15 protein-coding genes are annotated in these 15,732 nt (G+C 51.0%); 3 read left to right on the forward strand and 12 right to left on the reverse strand.

What is annotated here, in order from left to right; translation table 11 throughout:
* The first annotated feature begins 199 nt into the window (after window positions 1-199).
* Window positions 200-4,030: an S-layer homology domain-containing protein gene (locus ACTJKB_RS14265; protein WP_440834806.1), complete on the forward strand. Its 3,831-nt coding sequence runs from the start codon at window positions 200-202 to the stop codon at window positions 4,028-4,030.
* A gap of 67 nt (window positions 4,031-4,097) precedes the next feature.
* On the opposite strand, the gene ACTJKB_RS14270 is transcribed toward ACTJKB_RS14265, so the two are convergent.
* From ACTJKB_RS14270 to ACTJKB_RS14280, 3 genes are all read right to left on the reverse strand, one after another.
* Entirely contained in the window at window positions 4,098-4,922 is an 825-nt protein-coding gene (locus ACTJKB_RS14270; RefSeq protein WP_440834807.1) for a carbonic anhydrase, read from the reverse strand.
* Between the two features lie 35 nt (window positions 4,923-4,957).
* Window positions 4,958-5,569: a hypothetical protein gene (locus ACTJKB_RS14275; protein WP_440834808.1), complete on the reverse strand. Its 612-nt coding sequence runs from the start codon at window positions 5,567-5,569 to the stop codon at window positions 4,958-4,960.
* Between the two features lie 109 nt (window positions 5,570-5,678).
* The gene (locus tag ACTJKB_RS14280; RefSeq protein ID WP_074085790.1) at window positions 5,679-6,308 is read right to left on the reverse strand and encodes a YfbR-like 5'-deoxynucleotidase; all 630 of its coding nucleotides are present in this window, start codon (window positions 6,306-6,308) and stop codon (window positions 5,679-5,681) included.
* A 309-nt stretch (window positions 6,309-6,617) separates the two neighbouring features.
* Between ACTJKB_RS14280 and ACTJKB_RS14285 the strand changes: the two genes are divergently transcribed.
* Together ACTJKB_RS14285 and ACTJKB_RS14290 are read left to right on the forward strand one after the other, a co-directional pair.
* The gene (locus ACTJKB_RS14285; protein WP_440834811.1) at window positions 6,618-6,836 is read left to right on the forward strand and encodes a PspC domain-containing protein; all 219 of its coding nucleotides are present in this window, start codon (window positions 6,618-6,620) and stop codon (window positions 6,834-6,836) included.
* Window positions 6,837-6,890: 54 nt separating this feature from the next.
* A complete protein-coding gene (locus ACTJKB_RS14290) occupies window positions 6,891-7,574 on the forward strand; it encodes a PspA/IM30 family protein (RefSeq protein ID WP_440834813.1) in 684 nt (227 codons plus the stop codon).
* Between the two features lie 157 nt (window positions 7,575-7,731).
* Here ACTJKB_RS14290 and ACTJKB_RS14295 read toward each other — a convergent pair whose 3' ends face one another.
* From ACTJKB_RS14295 to ACTJKB_RS14335, 9 genes are all read right to left on the reverse strand, one after another.
* Window positions 7,732-9,069, reverse strand: coding sequence for an LLM class flavin-dependent oxidoreductase (locus ACTJKB_RS14295; RefSeq protein WP_440834815.1), 1,338 nt, complete (start codon window positions 9,067-9,069; stop codon window positions 7,732-7,734).
* A gap of 44 nt (window positions 9,070-9,113) precedes the next feature.
* Entirely contained in the window at window positions 9,114-9,584 is a 471-nt protein-coding gene (locus ACTJKB_RS14300) for a DinB family protein (protein ID WP_440834816.1), read from the reverse strand.
* Window positions 9,585-9,744: 160 nt separating this feature from the next.
* Window positions 9,745-10,926, reverse strand: a complete 1,182-nt coding sequence (locus tag ACTJKB_RS14305; RefSeq protein ID WP_440834817.1) for an amidohydrolase — start codon at window positions 10,924-10,926, stop codon at window positions 9,745-9,747.
* A 14-nt stretch (window positions 10,927-10,940) separates the two neighbouring features.
* Entirely contained in the window at window positions 10,941-11,957 is a 1,017-nt protein-coding gene (locus tag ACTJKB_RS14310) for an LLM class flavin-dependent oxidoreductase (protein WP_440834819.1), read from the reverse strand.
* Between the two features lie 11 nt (window positions 11,958-11,968).
* Window positions 11,969-12,721 (reverse strand): amino acid ABC transporter ATP-binding protein, encoded by a 753-nt coding sequence (locus tag ACTJKB_RS14315; protein WP_440834821.1) that lies wholly within the window; start codon window positions 12,719-12,721, stop codon window positions 11,969-11,971.
* Window positions 12,718-13,428, reverse strand: coding sequence for an amino acid ABC transporter permease (locus tag ACTJKB_RS14320; RefSeq protein WP_440834822.1), 711 nt, complete (start codon window positions 13,426-13,428; stop codon window positions 12,718-12,720). Before ACTJKB_RS14320 ends, ACTJKB_RS14315 begins: the two co-directional genes overlap by 4 nt.
* The gene (locus ACTJKB_RS14325; RefSeq protein WP_440834824.1) at window positions 13,425-14,210 is read right to left on the reverse strand and encodes an amino acid ABC transporter permease; all 786 of its coding nucleotides are present in this window, start codon (window positions 14,208-14,210) and stop codon (window positions 13,425-13,427) included. The genes ACTJKB_RS14320 and ACTJKB_RS14325 overlap by 4 nt, the downstream gene beginning before the upstream one ends.
* Before the next feature lie 33 nt (window positions 14,211-14,243).
* Window positions 14,244-15,131: a transporter substrate-binding domain-containing protein gene (locus tag ACTJKB_RS14330; RefSeq protein WP_440834825.1), complete on the reverse strand. Its 888-nt coding sequence runs from the start codon at window positions 15,129-15,131 to the stop codon at window positions 14,244-14,246.
* Complete coding sequence (locus tag ACTJKB_RS14335; protein WP_440834826.1) at window positions 15,128-15,652, reverse strand: GNAT family N-acetyltransferase; 525 nt, start codon at window positions 15,650-15,652, stop codon at window positions 15,128-15,130. The genes ACTJKB_RS14330 and ACTJKB_RS14335 overlap by 4 nt, the downstream gene beginning before the upstream one ends.
* Window positions 15,653-15,732: the final 80 nt, after the last annotated feature.

A 15,732-nucleotide genomic window follows, 5' to 3' on the forward strand; every position in this document is an offset into this window, starting at 1 on the left:
GGCACAGTAAAAATATGAAAGAACGGCGATCTGAATCGATGTTTATATGATAATCCCTTAATAGTTTACAGAGTTAATTATTTAAATTAATCCTATCAGCAAAGATCATCTTTATAATTAACTTCACATAAGCAAGCCTTACATACGATACTGCATTGGTGTATACAATGAATCTTTTAGATTAAGAGGAGAGAAGAACATGTTCAAAAAGAGTATTCACCGAAGGTTGTCATTCATATCACAAAGAGCAACGATGTTCCTGCTGCTCATCACTGTTATCATCAGTACTCTTCAACCCGCAGGCCTCATTGCCGCTGACGCGCCCCTCCCCCATTCGATCGTCATCGAAGATTTCGAGAATAACCTAAGTGATAATGTACTGGTTCAAAAAAGAAATTTCTCAGGTGCCATGAGTTTGGAAGCGGATCCCCTGCATGTCCGTTCAGGGAATAATTCCGTACGTTTGGATTATGACTACATAGGTGTTAAGGAGAACCCTTCCTATGTGTATGTTGGACCTAAAGCTCCTTATCCTATTACCGGCCTTCCCCAAAAAATTGGGATGTGGGTGTACGGGAACAACGATGGACATCTTATTTTCAGCAAGTTCAGAGATGGCAACGGAAAGTCCTTTGAGGTTGAATATCTGGACGAGAATGTTGGCGTGAACTGGAAGGGCTGGAAATACATCGAGGGGGATATCCCGCAGGACAAAGTTGGACCGATCCAGCTGGAGATATACATGCGGATTGAGCAATCCATTTTCGACAAGAAAAATAAAGGTACCGTATGGGTAGATGATCTACGCTTGGTCTATGAGCAGGACCCTGCTGAAGATATGAACGTCCCGATACTCGGCATAATGTCCCCGGCGAATGAAGCCGTTATCGATACGCGCTCACCACATATTCAGCTTTCGGCCACCGATTCTCAATCGGGCATTGCCCCCGGCTCTGTTGCCTTAAATCTGGACGGACATCCTGTGAAGAGCGAGTATGATGCGACTACAGGCATGATTTCCTATCAGCCTTCTTCTCCTCTGGCAGGGGGGTATCACACCGTTCAGTCAGCTGTATATGACAGATCGGGTAATCCCGCCGAGCTTGTCAGCTCCTTTTTCATTCAAGACGGCATTCAATATCATCTGGACGCCCCATCGGAAGTCATCAGCAACAAAACGTTCCAATTGAAGCTCCAGATCAACAATGCGGCTGACTTAACGGATGCCTATGCCCAGCTTAAATACGATCCGCAGACCCTGGAAATCACCACTGTTGAACCTAAAGTACAAGCATCGCTCGTTACGCAGAATGAGACTGACCCTGTAAAGGGCCAATACCAGCTGTCGCTTGCCGGACTTAGTAAACAATCGTTACCGGCTGACGGTACCGTTGCGCTATTGAATATAGCTGTAAAGCCCAGTGCCAAGATGGAACGCGGCGAGGTATTCAAATCGATCGAGATGAGCGACGGCAGTTTTCGAATGACCGCAGGGGAGGCTGTCTATGCACTGGCTGCACCCCACAAGTATACGATCGGGTTCCCTTATATCCTCACTGTAAAAGGGAGCTCACTCCATACGAAAAGTACGCTTCGTGTCACGGATGATGCAGGCGTGCCGGTCGAAGGGGTCTCGATTATCCCGTCCGATCCTCTTCTTCCCCAGTCTTTTGCGGAAGTGACTTCTGTATCGTCTGATGTCTATGCGGATGCTGACCCGGGATCGGCCAAGCTCGCTTCCGCCGCTCCAGGTGAACAATTCTTCTCGACTGGAGTGACCCGTGGAGATTATACCGCCATCCGGCTACCGGACGGCAAAGCAACGGGCTGGATTTCAAGTGCAGCGGTTCAAGTGAAGCTCCTGAAGGATGGATGGGGCCTAACCGATGCGAAGGGTGAAGTCCGGACATCTCTGACTACCTTGGCCTTAACGAACCTTAACCTCCAGGCAGTGAATGGGGATAAAGTCAGCAAGGTGTTCTCACTTTCTGTTGTGCCACAGCTGGGATCAGAGGAGCCTGAATATGTGCGGACCTATGTTACAGAGGATTTAAAAACCACTCAAAGCATCGTCTGGAGAACCGCCCCGCGTGTGGAGAACGGTGTCATTCAATATGTAAAAGCCAGTGAATTCACAGGTTTTGACCAGTCGAATGTCAAGGAGCAGGCTGCTGCACCGCAGCTGCTGTTAGCTCCTGACCGTGTGGGAGAAACGTTGTTCCATAAAGGGATGCTGCAGAGCCTGTCACCGGGTACGAAATACATTTACCGTGTGGGAACTCCGGGGTTGTGGAGTGCTCAGCATACGTTTACTACAGAGTCAGCAAACCCGGAAGCATTTTCCTTCTTGTTTGTAACTGATTCTCACACCAATACCGAAGAAGCCTATCATATTCATCAGAACCTGATGAGCAGTGCTTTTACCCATTATCCGGATACACGGTTTGTCATGCACGGAGGGGATATTGTCGATGATGGCGGGGTTATGAACGAATGGGAACAGGATATGAAGGCTTCGCAGTTATACAGCAGCAGCATTCCTTCTGCCTACACCATGGGGAATCATGATGTGAAGAATGGCGGAAAGGACGTATTTATTAACGCTTTGGGTCAGCCGGGTAACGGAATGGACGGGCAACAGCATTTGAATTATTCGTACGATTATGAGGATACGCATTTTGTAGTGCTGAATTCGGAAGCCGATGAAATAGACATGCAGAAGCAAGCAGAATGGCTGCGGAAGAACGTAAATGCCAGCTCCGCGAAATGGAAGGTTGCTATGTTCCACCGGCCTGCCTATCATACGGAGGATGGGCGCGGACCGGAACTGGTCACCAAATATCTGGCTCCTGTCCTTGAGGAGCTTGGGGTAGATCTGGTGCTGGTGGGCCACGATCATGCACTCGCTTGGACCTATCCTATGAAGAATGCCCAGCCCAGGAAAGATGGCAGCCCAGGCACTGTGTACCTGTCTGGCGGTTCCTCCGGCTGGAAGTTCTACGATGCGGTCAAGTTTGATTACCTGGAGTATCTGTATGATGATAATTTTCCGGTCTATTCCGCCATCTCGATCGACAAAGACCGGATATTGATTGAAGCAAGAACGACAGATGGCCAAAAACTGCAAAGCCTGACTATTGAAAAAGCAAAAACCGTTGACCCTAATCCCGAACCGGAACCGGAGCCAAGCACAAAACCAAGCCCGAACCCAACTCCGGCTCCAAGCTCAGACCCAAGTCCGGTACCAAGCACGAACCCTAGCCCAACTCCTGGTACAGGGACAGGACAGAACCCTGGCACGGTACCAAGTGCAGTGCCTACAGCAACACCTTCAGTTGTTCCTTCAGATAAGCCTGTTCCGGTTAAGATGCCGCCATCTGCTGTTTTTGCTGAGGGAGTAAGCGCTCAAGCCCTAAAAGAGACACTGAAGAGCATCATTGCCGCGAAAGACGGGGACATTCCCGTACCAGCCCTTAAGGATATAGCTGACCTGTGGAGCACCCGGACGATCACGGCCTTCCTTAAGTTGAAAATCATCAAAGGGTATGACGATGGCTCTTTCAAACCGAACCAAACCATCACCAGAGGGGAATTTGCCACAGTCCTTATCAAAGCCTTTGGTTTGGTGAAGTCGGATACCTCCCTTCCATTAAGTGACGTTAATGCCCATTGGGCCCAAGAGGCCATTGCCGTGTTAGCCTCTAATGGTGTCATTGCCGGTTACCCGGATGGAACCTTTAGGCCGGACCGGGAAATCAGCCGCTCCGAAATCGTTACCATCCTATCCAGGATTGTGAACTTCAATAACGTGTCACCGGTAAAAGGGGGCATCGCCTTCAGTGATACGGCAGGTGCATGGAACAAGGACCAGATTGCCAAAGCTGCCGAAATCGGTCTGATTAGTGGTAAAGGCAACGGCAAATTTGCCCCGGCTCAATCATCGACCAGAGCAGAGGCTTTGACCATTATCATGAATGCCCTGTGCCTGGATCCGGAAATCAAAGCATTGATGGATCAGATCTCGAAATAAATCGGCGTTGAACCTGTATACATGATCAAAAGACCTTTATCTCTCGAAATCGTGGAGATAAAGGTCTTTATTCATCCGACTCAATTTCCCGTGACCCGAGCGTTTGTACGGGACGGTTATCATGCGGGAAAATTGCTGCAAATTGGCTGATTTGGGCTTCAGACCATTGAACCGGATGTTCTAGAACGATCCATTGCACGCCTTCGGTGCATGGCGGCGTGGTGAGCGATCCTTGGTAGCGGAAGGAATGAAGGTCTGCCGGAAGCAGCTTGTTCATGTCAAAATTACCCGGAACCGCAATTTCTTCTTTGTTTTCTTCGCTCGGAAGCACGGACCACAGCTTGCTCAGTTCGGCATTTTCTGTGCCTTTAGTGATCAGCACACTTAGTACTGCAAGCTTACCCTCATCACTTTTATGCACAAAATGGAGCTCCATATCCGCATGCTTGTCATCCACCTCATGTTCGCTGGGCAGGTGAAAGTGGAACTGCTGCAGCATATACGTTTTCCCTTCAATAGTGATGCGGTTGTCCTGATTCTTCAGGTTAACCTGAATCGTGTGTCCGTTGTTCATTATAGCTACCGGGGACGGCGAATACTCCACAGAGACTGGTGACAGGCTCGCTTCATCCTTTACTTTTTCCTGTGGAATATTAATGGGTGACTGTGCCTTACCTGTACTGCAGGTGGTAAAAAGTTTGTCTAGCTCCGCCCAATGTTCCGGTGATGTTTCTCCCTCGTAGGACCAATGCGCCTGATGAGCGCTAATCGGGGTCGACGGCTCCTGCTTGCTTGCTGCTTCGCTATTCTGTGTGTTATCACCGCATCCCGCCATCACAGACATGACCATGACCGGGAACAGGATTTGGGATAACCTTTTGCTCAGACTCATGCAGATCCTTCTTTCATATGTTTTGTGGAAAACTCCTATACTTCAACCTTGGCCTGGCAGCGCGCCTCATAGGCTTCCGAATACAATGCATATACGGGTCTCATGTACAGCTTGCCGATCACAAAATAAAGAATAACCAGAACAGCAAAAAATCCATAGACTACGCCCCGTTCCTGCCCGTGCACAAAATACAAGATGTCGAAATTATCCGTCATATTGAGATTGAACGTTACCTTTAGTGAATCCATCAGCATCATGCCGAACAGCCAGTAAAAACCCGTACAGAGCAGGATGTGCACTGCCGTTCCCCACACGCGATATGCAAAAGAGAGCTTCAGGAATCCCGTGCTGAACAGATAGCTGACGATACTTAATGCAAAGACCAGCAGCATCAGGACCTGACTCTTTTGAGGGTGGAGCGAGTAGACAAGGACACTGGTAAGAATCAAAAAGATCAGGACATCAGCTGTTACTTTTTTCACAAATTCTCTCACACCGTTTACGCGAAGACGGCCATTAGGGGGCATCCACACGAACTCCAAAATATAAATAACAAGCATCAAGCCGCCGAACCAGGCCAATACACTGGAAACCGGCAATACGTCCAAATATCCCACGGTTATGATCACCCCAAATTTTTCCTTCATTATAACATGTGTGGATTATTATATACATGATTATCCAATTTATATATTGCATCGAACCAGACTAGACAAACATAATATCCACAAAAAAAAGAAGAGTACCCGCTCCTTCCTACAGAGCCAGTGCCTCTTCCGTAATCTGTCTGATATCAATTGAAGATATCGTTTCTTCGTTTACCATGTCCGGCAGAATCTCCGCCAGAAAATACTCGACACATTTCAAATCGATGTTCTTGATCTTGATCAGGGCATTGCGGTACATCACCACAAACTCCTTCTCCGTGTTCCCTCTTTGCAGTTCGGCAAAAGCTTCATACACCTGGTCCATCTTATCGGCCACCTCCAGAATCAGCCCTTCGAGCGACTCATCCTTGCCTTCACGCAATTGGTGGTAGAAGATGCTTTTGAACTCCTCCGGAATATGCTCCTTAATGAAATTATCGATCATCCCCTCCTCCACCTGCTGGATTAAGGACCGCAGCTGCAGAGATGAGTGTTTCACCGGGGTTTTGATATCGCCAATAAAAATCTCACCGTAATCATGGCTGCTCGTAATTTCATATAGCTTCTTCCAGTCAATGACTGCACCATTTTTCTCCTCGATGTCGGCCAGTGTTTTGGCATACTGCACGACCTTCCAGGAATGGGCCGCTACGCTGTGCTCCTCAAATTTGAATTTGCCGGGGCAGCGGATAATACGTTCCAGTTCGTTCAGCGAGCGGAAATATTTGTGGATTCCCATGCCAGTCCTCCCTTGTCTTGATCTTGATATGATCCGGTATTGTCTAGCTAGTATAAGCATTCAATGTTAATTCCAAATAAACAAGCTGACAAGTTATGTTAAAAAAACGGGATCACTATGGTCTTATCCTGTCACGGGACAAGCCTTCCCCGCCTTACTGCCGATGCCGTCCCCGACTAAGGTCGAGACTAAAGAACAGTCTTCAGGCCGTTTTGCAGCATCATCAATAGCTATACAATAAACACATAGACAACGGCTAAGACGAACTGCTAACCCGGTTCAACCCATAGGAGAGGAAGAGATTATATTATGAAAAAATTGTATCGTTCCGAAAGTGACAAGAGAATCAGCGGCATCTGCGGAGGTTTGGCCCGTTCCCTAAACATCGACAGCACCATCATCCGGCTCTTAGTTGTCGCCACTGCCCTATTCAGCTTCGGGACTGTAGCGTTCCTGTACATTCTGGCCAGTATCGTGGTACCTAAAGAGAACTATAACAGCTACCCTGAAGGTTATGAGTATTACTAATTCAGAGCCGCCACACCAGCGCCACCATATATGAAAATAAAAGGAGAAATGAACATGAGTATTTTTCAAAGAATTACAACCCTGACCAAAGCAGCCATCCACGAAGGACTGAATAAATTGGAGGACCCGGTACTGCTGACCGGACAATATTTGCGGGATCTGGAGGAAAAAATAGCCGGTGCCGAAACCAGACAGCGTGAGTTCAAAGCCGCAGCAAGTGTTCTGGAGCGCCGCATTTACGAGAATCAGGTGCTGGCCGATCGAAGCGAGGCTGAAGCCGTGCAAGCCATGAGCGAAGGGAATGAGCCAGCCGCCAGAGCAGCGGTCATGGCAAAACTGCGCTACACTGAAAGTATCCAGGAATGCACCGCAGGACTGGAAGAAACCCGCGAAGCCCTCGTAGTTCTGGAGAGCACTCTGCTGAATGCCAAGGAAGAGCATAAACGGCTAAAGGCCAAAAGAGCTGAACTGGCTGCCCGTGCCCGTAAAGCGGCCGAGCTGAAGCGTTCCGCCGAAAGCACCAGTTATACTGCCCATACGGGTAACCCTGGACAGATCTTGAATCCCGGTGCTGCCACCCGCGGCTTCGACCGCATGGAGGACAAAATCAGCGAATGGGAAGCATCTGCCGAAAGCTCCGGACATTATTCCTCCGGCATCGCTGAATCCCCGCTGAACAGTGCCGTTGAAGCTGAGCTGGAACGCCTCCGTAGCCGCAAGGCCGGTGAGAGCAAATAAATTTGAGCTTGTTCTAACGGCCCTATGACTGGGACAGCTCTCTTCATTCTTATAATCACAAAAAACATGCAATAGCAGCGATTCTCCCGTGATAGGAGGATCGCTGCTTTGCATGTTGGGACACCCATGTAAGAATTGCATTCCTCTATTTCTGCAATCACACCTGCCGCGCAGGTTCCGAAGCTTTCGCATAGCGGTTTGCCGGAACAGGAAGACCCAGATTTCCCCGCAGGGTGTCACTTTCATATTCGGTACGGAACAATCCCCGTTCCTGAAGAATCGGAACCACATGATCCACGAATTCTTCCACCCCGCTTGGAACTGCAGCAGCGATCATAAATCCATCCGCCGCTCCGCCTTCGAACCAGGCCTGGATCTGATCGGCAACCTGCGCCGGTGTGCCGATGAAGCTGCTACGCGGAGTTGCAGCCTGCAGAGCGACCTCCCGCAGGGTCAGGCCTTTTTCCCTGGCATTTTTCTTGATTTTGTCCGTGCCGCTCTGGAAGCTGTTCCGTCCCAAATCTCCAAGCTCCGGAAAAGGCTCATCCGGCGGATATTGTGAGAAATCATGATGCTCAAAAAATCTCCCCAGATAGTTCAGCGCGTTCTCAATCGTTACCAGTCCGGCAACCTCCTGATATTTGCGCTCCGCTTCCTCCGGCGTCTCGCCAAGAATGGGGGCAATACCTGGAAAAACCAGCACCTCATCCGGATTTCGGCCAAAAGAGGCTACCCGCTCCTTCACATCCCGGTAGAATTCCTGCGCTTCCTCTAGCGTGTCATGCCCCGTAAAGATAGCGTCCGCCTCCTTCGAGGCGTAATTTTTACCAACCTCCGAAGACCCTGCCTGGAAAACAACCGGCTGCCCTTGTTTGGAGCGGGCGATATTCAGCGGCCCCTTAACGGAGAAGAATTCTCCTTCATGGTCCAGTGTATGCATTTTTTTCGGATCAAAAAAGACTCCGGTCTGCTTATTGCGGACAAATGCATCATCCTCCCACGAATCCCACAAGCCCCGCGCCACCTCCAAATATTCGGCAGCAATCCGGTAGCGCTTGCCATGATCAGGATGCTCCTTTTTGCCATAGTTCAAGGCGGAGCCTTCCAGTGGAGAAGTCACCACATTCCACCCTGCGCGTCCGCCGCTGATCACATCCAGCGATCCGAACTGCCGGGCCACGGTAAATGGCTCACTATAGGAGGTGGACAATGTGCCAACCAGGCCGATTCTGCTGCTGACTCCCGCAAGTGCGCTAAGAATCGTCAGCGGTTCAAAACGGTTCAGGAAATGCGGAATGGATTTCTCATTAATATATAATCCGTCCGCTATGAAGATCAGATCCAGCTTGCCTTCCTCGGCCTTCTGCACCCACTGCTTATAAAGCTCAAAGTTTACACTGGCATCCGGCTTGGCGTCCTGATGGCGCCACATAGAGGTGCTTCCCCCAACCCCGTGCAGCAGCGCACCCAGCTTTAATTGTTTTGGCCTCGTCATATACATTCCTCCTAAAAGTTAGTTTTATGGAGCCAACTACCAGCTTAATGGAATACGGCAGCTCCCTGCTTGATCCGTTCAATCTGAGCAAGATGAGTCTGCACATGGGCTGTAAAGCTGCGGACAATATCCGTAACGCTGACAACCTCGCCTTTAAAATTAATCCCGCTTTTCTCCCATTCCCCGGCGCTTAGCCGGTTGAACAGCAGGCCATTGTAGTGAAGCAGACTGCGGAACAGCTCCAGACTGTCAGCGGCATGGCCTGTATTGGAGTGCTGCCCGCTAACCCAGGCGTCCTGATGAAATGCCGGGAGCTGCACCTCAGTGCCGGCCAGAATGTCACGGATGCGGAAGGAAACGACAATGCTGTGATCGGCCAAATGCGCCAGCACCTCGGTGACACTCCAGCTGGCCGGTGCGGCTTTCCACTTTAGCCGTTCCTCCGTCAGACCTTCCAGTGCTTGTGCCAATTGGTCATACGTATTCAGATAATCCCGGATTTGCTCACTGCTCATTAAGTCCCCTCCAAAGTAAGTCCAGACTGCGGCTGGACCTGTGATGAGTCAAAGCGGGGCAAGGAAAATGGCCCGATATTCAGTTGTGAAAAGGTACAAGCGTCTCTCTCCGCTTCGGCAAGCCACCCAACGATAATAACGTCATAACTGCGGGAATTAGCTATGATACTTCACCCTCTTCTGCAGAGAAGCGTTCCAACACCCTAACAGCCAGATCAGCAAAGAATGCGGCTTCCACTGGCAGTGCCGATTCATCCAGATTAAAGGAGGGATGATGCCACTCCCAGTTCCCGGCAGAACCCACGAAGACGAACAATCCGGGAACCACGCGCTGATAAAAAGCAAAATCCTCCCCCGCCGGCGAAGGCTGAGGTTTCACACGGTGAAAGCCGAGCGAATCGGCTGTTTCTTCTCCGAGCCTGGCCAGCACGGGATCGTTGTTCACCGGCGGAGGACCGCCTAGCCAGCGCACCGTCGCTTCCGATCCTAAAGCAGCGGCCACTCCGACCGCCACCTGCTCAAACCGTTCAAGAACCCTGCTCCGCACAGCTTCATCAAAAGTGCGAATCGTACCCTCCAGCACCGCTGTCTCGGGAATAATGTTCCAGGAATTTCCACTGTGTACTTTTGTAACACTGACCACTGCACTTTGCAGAGCGCTGACATTGCGGCTGACAATGCTCTGGAGCGCGGTAATGATATGCGAAGCGGCTACGATAGGGTCGGTCCCTGCCTCCGGCACCGCCGCGTGTGATCCGGCTCCCCGTATCTCCACCATAAAACCATCTGCTGCAGCCATTAACGGACCACCGGTAATTCCAATCGTTCCTACTGGCAAGTCCGGCTTATTATGCATGCCGATGACTGCACGGACGTTTTCGAGCGCTCCGCTGTCTATGATCTGCAGTGCGCCTTTCGCCTTTTCCTCAGCCGGCTGAAACAGAAACCGTACCGTACCTTTTAACTGACTTTCCTGCCGCTTCAAGTGTTGGACCGCTCCAATCAGTGCCGCCGTATGAAAATCATGACCACAGGCATGCATTTTGCCGGGATACAGCGAAGCATAGGGCAGACCGGTTTCTTCCTGAATCGGAAGCGCATCAATGTCGGCACGCAGAGCAATCACCGGTCCCCCCTGCTGTCCGCCCACTTCCGCGATAACTCCTGTTTTCAGTCCGTAGTCCGTGATGGTCGCCCCGGCCTGTTCCAGCAGCGCTGTGATATATGCTGTCGTATGATACTCTTCATTCGAAAGCTCCGGGTGCCGGTGCAAATGCCTGCGGATTCCAATCAATGTCTCCGTAAACGCCTCCGGACTGAACTCCACCGTTTGATTCGTCATACCTGACTCCCTCCTCAAAGTGTTGTAAGGACTTCAGCAAATGCTTCCCTCAACAATTCAAAGGAACGGACCCGTTTGTCAAAGGGCTGCACATTGGTTGTGACGATAAACTCTTCAACACCGGATGCCTTGGCCAAAGCTTGCAGCTGCTCGCGGACGGATTCCTTTGTGCCTTTGGTAATCTCCGGCTCCCGTTCTTCCAGCGTAAAGGCCTCTGTGCTTTGCCGTGTGAATTCCTCAGCCTGCTCACGGGTTGCTACCGTTAGCGTCTTGCCGCTGGCAAGATGAATCCGGATCAGCTTGTGCGCTCCAGCCAACTCCCGGGCCTCCTCTTCCGATTCTGCGACCAGTACGGCAAGTGCAAGTATCGCTTGCGGTTCCTTACCTTGCGAGGTGTCAAATCTGCTCTGGTAGACACGAATGGCTTCCACAGCCACTGCCCGATCCCCGCCTATGAACAAAGAGAACACATACGGCAGCCCCAGCTCGGCAGCGATTTCGGCACTCGCTACACTGGCACCTAACACATAAAGCCCGGGCGGAGTACCTGGAGTCGGCCCCGCCTTCAGCCCAAACAGCGGATGATCCGCCTCCAGCCGGTTATGCACATATTTCTCAAGCTCAATGATTTTGTCTGTCAAGGAAGCCGCTTCTTCTCCTCCCTGCCGCAGCGCCTGCGTGCTTCGGGGCAAACCTCCGGGTGCACGCCCAACCCCCAGATCCACACGGCCCGGAGCAAGCGTTGCCAGCACGTTGAAATTCTCCGCTACCTTATAAGGGCTGTAGTGCTGCAGCATGATGCCGCCGGAGCCGATTCGGATGCGCTCTGTCTTGGCCAGCAGATGTGAGATTAGCACCTCCGGGGAGGAGCCCGCTACCTGTTCGGAGTCATGATGCTCCGAAACCCAGAATCGGCGGAAGCCCAGCCGCTCGGATAACTGCGCCAGCTTGACCGTATGCTGAAAGGCTTCCTCCGGCGTTTCACCGGGAAAGATTGGACTTTGATCCAGTACGCTTATTGTAATAGCCATAGGGTTGCCTCCTAAATGGAATAGTTCAGCTCCGGCGTGATCCGCTTCAGAAACTGCTTGGTTCTTTCTTCCCGTGGATGGTTGAACACCTCCGCTGGTGTCCCCTCTTCGACAATAACTCCGCCATCCATAAACACCACGTGATTCGCCACATCGCGGGCAAAGCCCATTTCATGCGTCACCACAATCATCGTGATACCTTCCTTGGCAATTTTGCGGATAACTGCCAGCACCTCGCCTACCAGCTCCGGGTCCAGCGCGGACGTAGGCTCATCGAATAGAATCACTTCCGGCTCCAGCGCCAGCGCACGGGCGATGCCGACGCGCTGCTGCTGGCCCCCGGAGAGCTGGCTCGGATACGCATCCAGTTTGGCACCGAGACCGACCTTTTCCAGCAGTGCTATGCTTCGGTTACGCGCTTCCTCCTTCGGAAGCTTTTTTACAATCAACAGCCCTTCCATCACATTCTCAAGTGCTGTTTTATGGCGAAACAGATTGTACTGCTGGAACACCATCGCTGTTTTTTGCCGCAGCTGATGAATCTCCTTTTTGCGGGCATGCTTGCAGTTCAACCGGAAGTCACCGATCGAGATCTCTCCGTCGCCAGGCTTTTCCAGATAATTCACACAGCGTAGCAGAGTGGTTTTGCCTGAGCCGCTGGGTCCTAGAATAACAACCACCTCACCCTTGGTAACGGTTAGATCAATATTGTTCAGCACCTGATGGCGGCCGAAGGACTTGGATAGATGCTCAATCTTAATCATACGACTCCCCCCCGATTGTATAGGTTGATCCGTTTCTCGATCAGGGCAGTGGCCCGTTCAATCAGGAGCGTAAGCCCCCAGAAGATAAGCGCAGCCGCCAGATAGGCCTCAAAAAACTTCCAGTTCGTCGAAGCCACAATCTGGGCCTTGGCGTTGATGTCCACAACCGATACGGTAAAAGCAAGGGTTGATCCGTGTAGCATCCCAATGACGGAATTGGACAGATTCGGCAGACTAGCCGCCAGCGCCTGGGGGAAGACAATCCGCCGCAGTGCCTGGGGTGTGGTCATGCCCACGGAGTAGGCAGCTTCGATCTGGCCGCGGTCGACAGCAAGCAGACCGGAGCGTACCACCTCGGACATATAAGCTCCTGCTGTTATTGAAAAGGAAATATAGGCAAAACCGATCATTGGAATCGATACCGACCGGAAGGCCCAGCCAAAATGGACAGCCAGCCCGTCAATCATCACCGGTAGCCCGAAATAGATCAGCAGCAAATGGGTAAGCATCGGAGTCCCGCGGATAAAAGTGACATACCCTACTGCCACGGGATACAGAAGCGGGACTTTGTAAATCCGGATTAGAGCCACGGCCACTCCGATCACGAACCCGGCCACAACAGAGACCAATGTAATGTACAGCGTGGTAGGGATTGCACTCAGCATTTGTACGAACGCCGTCCATATAAACGAAGGGTCCAGCTTCACAATCCGCCACCTCCTTTACCCGGTCCCAGCTCTGCAATGATCCGCCGGTAAGAACCGTTTTTTTGCAGTCTGAACATTTTTTTCACGGGACTGCTCCGTTCCTCATGACGCAAGAGGCGCCGTTCCGCCACCAGCAGCAGCTTCTCAATCGTAAAGCTGATCACCAGATAGATAAGGGCGAGCGCAATATAGGTCTCAATAAAATGCTGGCTGATGCTGCCGAGCGTCTGTGCCTTTCCCGTCATCTCCATCACCCCAAGGGTAAAGGCAAGTGAGGTATCTTTAAGCAGCGCGATGACCAGATTGGAGAATACAGGAATGGCAATTCCTAACGCCTGAGGCAGCACAATTCGTGAGAAAGCCTGAAAGGATGTCATTCCTGTCGCATATGCCGCTTCTACCTGCCCTCTGTCCACAGCCGTTACAGAAGCGCGGATCATCTCGGACATGAAGGCTCCCGTATGCAGCCCGTAGGTCAGAATTACAAAGAACAGTACAGGCGTCCGCGTCACATCCACAGAAACAAGCTTCAAAATTTCCGGCAGGCCGTAATAGAACAAGAACAGCTGGATTAAAATCGGGGTCCCCCGGAAAAATGAGATATAGATCTCCGCGCAGGTCTTCAGGACCGGCACCTTGTACAGGCGGGGGAGGGCAATAAGGAATCCGACAAGGACACCCGCCAGTAAAGAGCAGGCGACAATCAAAAGCGTGGTACCCAGTGTAGTCAACAGCTTGGGCAAAAATGAGAATACATAGCTGATATCAAACGGTGCGCCCATACAGCACCCCCTTCCCCCGATCTATAGTTCTGTTCACTTCACCGATGCATCGGTAACATCCGCTCCCAGCCATTCTGTGCTCAGCTTGCCAAGCGTGCCGTCTGCCTTCAATTCCTTGATAGCACCGTCAATAGCATCTGACAGCTTTTGCGATTCAGCTTCATTTTTGCGGAAGACATACAGAATGTCTGCGGAGGACAGTTCACCGCCTACGGCCTTCAGCTTGCCCTGCGGATCAATGATCGGCAGTACAAAATCTGCAGCGAGCGTTGCATTCACCCGTCCTGAGCTAATTTGGCTTACCGTATCATTGGCGGCTCCGTTCTGATAGACGATCGTAATCGCATTGTCATGCTCCTTGTTATAGTTCTCCAGAATGGTGGACTGCGCACTGGTCGCACTGGTCAACACCTTTTTACCTTTCAGATCATCCAGCGACTGAATTGGATCGTTATTGTCCTTGGAAACAATAATGCGGTTTCTCCAATGGGCGTAGGCTTCTTTGTTAAAGGAGTACTTTTGCTCCCTCTCCGGGTTTTTCTCCATGACGTGAGCGACCAGATCGATTTTTTTGGTGTCCAGACTCAGCAGCAGATTACTGAAATCCATCGTCTGCAGTTCAAATTCGTACTCCGGCAGACGGTTGTCAACTTCCTTGATCAGTTCCACATCAAAGCCTGTCAGCTTGCCGTTCTCATCGATGTAGCATACCTTGGGAAAACCAGTTCCTGTACCGACGACGATCTTGGTCACTTGGGCTGGCTTTTCTGTTGCGGCAGTTGTTTCTGCCGTAGTTTGTGGTGCTGCTTCAGCTACATTGTTGCCCTGATTGCTGCTCGCACTATTATTACCGCAGCCCGCAATCGCGAGCGTTAAAATCAAAGCATAGGCTAGCGAGATTGTCTTCTTCGTCTTCTTCATCTTTTATATCCCCTTTGAATGGAAGTTGTTTGGTCTGCAAGCTTCTTTCTCATCAGAACCATAATCCCGTCGCCATTGCGGGGGTCCAGCTCCACAAATTTTTCGTACCCCCGCCGTTCATACATAGAAACCAGCCAGGGATGTTTTTGTGCTGTAGCCAAAGTAACAGCAGATGCTCCCAGCTTGCCGAGGATGATATTCTCCTCCACCCAATCCAGCAGCTTGCCGCCATACCCTTTTCCGCGGGAGTCCGGATTGACCGCAAACCACTTGACAAAAGGAAGCTCAGTGAGTGCCTTGATCTCCTCGCCCATTGACAGCGTGACCGTCGCCTGCACGGTGTTGTCAATTTCAAGCACATAACACTCGTTAGTGGCTATATTATCTTCGATCAGGGCCACGTCGGCTGTAGCTGCCGGCCATTGCAGCCCGAGTTCACGAATCATGGCATAGGCGCGATATGTAATATCCTGCAATCGCTGCGCATCTTTAAGCTCTGCAAGCCGGTAGACCTCCCCCATCTCCTATCCCTCCAGCAAATAATATTATATAATCCCTATAGAATTAGTGGTGATTATATGCAATTAACTTTATCACTGCA

Origin of the sequence: Paenibacillus sp. 22594, assembly GCF_052044425.1 — a bacterium.
In the GTDB taxonomy this organism is placed as follows: domain Bacteria; phylum Bacillota; class Bacilli; order Paenibacillales; family Paenibacillaceae; genus Paenibacillus_AQ.

Coding starts and splice junctions, on each gene's coding strand:
- ACTJKB_RS14265 (WP_440834806.1), top strand. CDS start 200: ATGTTCAAAAAGAGTATTCACCGAAGGTTGTCATTCATATCACAAAGA.
- ACTJKB_RS14270 (WP_440834807.1), bottom strand. CDS start 4,922: ATGAGTCTGAGCAAAAGGTTATCCCAAATCCTGTTCCCGGTCATGGTC.
- ACTJKB_RS14275 (WP_440834808.1), bottom strand. CDS start 5,569: ATGAAGGAAAAATTTGGGGTGATCATAACCGTGGGATATTTGGACGTA.
- ACTJKB_RS14280 (WP_074085790.1), bottom strand. CDS start 6,308: ATGGGAATCCACAAATATTTCCGCTCGCTGAACGAACTGGAACGTATT.
- ACTJKB_RS14285 (WP_440834811.1), top strand. CDS start 6,618: ATGAAAAAATTGTATCGTTCCGAAAGTGACAAGAGAATCAGCGGCATC.
- ACTJKB_RS14290 (WP_440834813.1), top strand. CDS start 6,891: ATGAGTATTTTTCAAAGAATTACAACCCTGACCAAAGCAGCCATCCAC.
- ACTJKB_RS14295 (WP_440834815.1), bottom strand. CDS start 9,069: ATGACGAGGCCAAAACAATTAAAGCTGGGTGCGCTGCTGCACGGGGTT.
- ACTJKB_RS14300 (WP_440834816.1), bottom strand. CDS start 9,584: ATGAGCAGTGAGCAAATCCGGGATTATCTGAATACGTATGACCAATTG.
- ACTJKB_RS14305 (WP_440834817.1), bottom strand. CDS start 10,926: ATGACGAATCAAACGGTGGAGTTCAGTCCGGAGGCGTTTACGGAGACA.
- ACTJKB_RS14310 (WP_440834819.1), bottom strand. CDS start 11,957: ATGGCTATTACAATAAGCGTACTGGATCAAAGTCCAATCTTTCCCGGT.
- ACTJKB_RS14315 (WP_440834821.1), bottom strand. CDS start 12,721: ATGATTAAGATTGAGCATCTATCCAAGTCCTTCGGCCGCCATCAGGTG.
- ACTJKB_RS14325 (WP_440834824.1), bottom strand. CDS start 14,210: ATGGGCGCACCGTTTGATATCAGCTATGTATTCTCATTTTTGCCCAAG.
- ACTJKB_RS14330 (WP_440834825.1), bottom strand. CDS start 15,131: ATGAAGAAGACGAAGAAGACAATCTCGCTAGCCTATGCTTTGATTTTA.
- ACTJKB_RS14335 (WP_440834826.1), bottom strand. CDS start 15,652: ATGGGGGAGGTCTACCGGCTTGCAGAGCTTAAAGATGCGCAGCGATTG.